The organism is Vibrio sp. M250220 (assembly GCF_036533795.1).
Lineage (GTDB): Bacteria > Pseudomonadota > Gammaproteobacteria > Enterobacterales > Vibrionaceae > Vibrio.
The window spans coordinates 1-1697 of sequence record NZ_JATABI010000147.1; the positions used below are offsets into that span (position 1 = coordinate 1).

At 43.4% G+C, this 1697-nt stretch carries 1 protein-coding gene and 2 pseudogenes; 1 reads left to right on the plus strand and 2 read right to left on the minus strand.

Going from position 1 to position 1697, the window contains the following annotated elements:
- The coding region (locus QTN94_RS20020) for a transposase (protein ID WP_331428651.1) at positions 1-894 on the minus strand (894 nt) is incomplete at its 3' end.
- Positions 895-1031: 137 nt separating this feature from the next.
- On the opposite strand from QTN94_RS20020, the pseudogene QTN94_RS20025 reads away from it, so the two are divergent.
- Positions 1032-1538 (plus strand): annotated as a pseudogene (locus QTN94_RS20025) (transposase); the annotation flags it as partial.
- Here the strand turns inward: QTN94_RS20025 and QTN94_RS20030 are convergent.
- Positions 1535-1697, minus strand: a pseudogene (locus QTN94_RS20030) (IS630 family transposase); the annotation flags it as partial. The pseudogenes QTN94_RS20025 and QTN94_RS20030 overlap by 4 nt on opposite strands.

The following is a 1697-nucleotide window of genomic DNA, read 5'->3' on the forward strand; positions in this document are numbered from 1 at the left end:
GCGTGACGCTATGTAAAACACACGCTTAGATTCTAGCTGAGTAACGACCTTTAACCATTCTGACTGAGAAAAGGATAGCCGCTGTAAAATTGGTGGGAGCTTTCTATTTATACTCGCTTTTCCCTGCCTGAATTGCCTCGCACTCCAGTCTACCAATTCGATGTAATCAACCAATCGGAAAGGAATGCCTGGAATCATGTCATTGGAAGGGGTACCAATAAAAGGCGCTAGAGATTCTGGTGTTAATTGATGGCTGGCAATGGCATCCAATCTCAGTTTTATCGAAGTATGAGGAGACTGCTCTGGAGTATGGGCAATGTTTGCCCTGACAGGGTTTAAATCGGTATAGGCCATCGCGGCTAACAAAGCCTTTTCGTCGAGCAAGGCCTGACATTTGTAGCGGCTTTCCCAAAAGTGCCCTTTGCATTGGTCTTCTTGATTGGCCCTTAGCGCAATTTCAAAATTAAGCTCTTTCATAAACCAGCTCAAGCTATAAAGACGTTGGCGCCAAGACTCGATAATCGCGTGCGCTGCACCCAATTCGGCTTTGGATGAGATGTCTCCTTGCACAAACCTTTGAACGAGTATCGGAAGACTATGCAGCCTTTCCCAACGCTCGATAACTTGATGAGCGGTTAAAGTGGATGCCCGTTCTTTATCAATATACACGACAATATGGTAGTGGTTACTCATGACGGCATAGGCGCACACATCTATGGTGTAGATTTGAGAAAGAAGGTGTATCCGCTTCTCAACCCATGATTTTCGATGTTCGTAATCACGTTTGTGCTGCGTGTCATAACCACATAAAAATGAACGCCGAACACAACGAGATATACAGTGATAGTAACGTGTGGCCTCTAAACAGACTTGCTGTTTTCGCGGTGTAGTCATGATTTACCCTCCTTGTTCTGTTGGATAAGAGTGAGTGAAGAAACATCACAAGAAAACAGGTAAAGTGAGAAAATTGCAGCGATGGGGGTAATGTATGTAATTGACTTGTCTGTTACTTTTTTATGGTGCCTGTCCTTATTTTACCTCAGAGTTTAGCTTCTTCCATAAAACCAATCTTAACCGCCCTCAAAAATCAAATCGTCAAAGTAGAAGAAAAGATATCAAAACTCATCGATACCTGCCCCGAATACCAAGCTAAAAATGAGATACTACAGAGCATGCCGGGGATTGGGAAAATAGCATCCGCGTCTATTATCAGTAATGTTCCAGAACTTGGTTTCATCACCAATAAGCAAGCATCTTCTCTTATAGGTGTAGCTCCAATAACGAGAGAAAGTGGACGCCTTAAAGGCAAACGGATGATCCAAGGCGGACGCGCTCAAGTTCGTACAGTGTTATACATGGCAATGATGTCGGCCATCCAATGTAACCCTATATTTAAGGCAACGTATGAACGATTAGTTGCGGCAGGCAAACCGAAAAAAGTGGCAATCGTCGCCTGCATGAGAAAGATGGTGGTGATACTAAATTCAATGTTAAGAGACGGTGTTATACCAATCTGGAAAATTAACTGGTCAGGTTAATCCACTCCCTTTTGCACCCTATCTGCGCTTTCCAAGAAGCCATTCCATGCTCTACATACCTTCTCGACAACATCGTTATAGTTCGTAAAACTTTGGTTGGCTAAATAGTGTTGTCGCAGCCAACTCCATACTTGTTCAATTGGATTTAGCTCTGGTGAA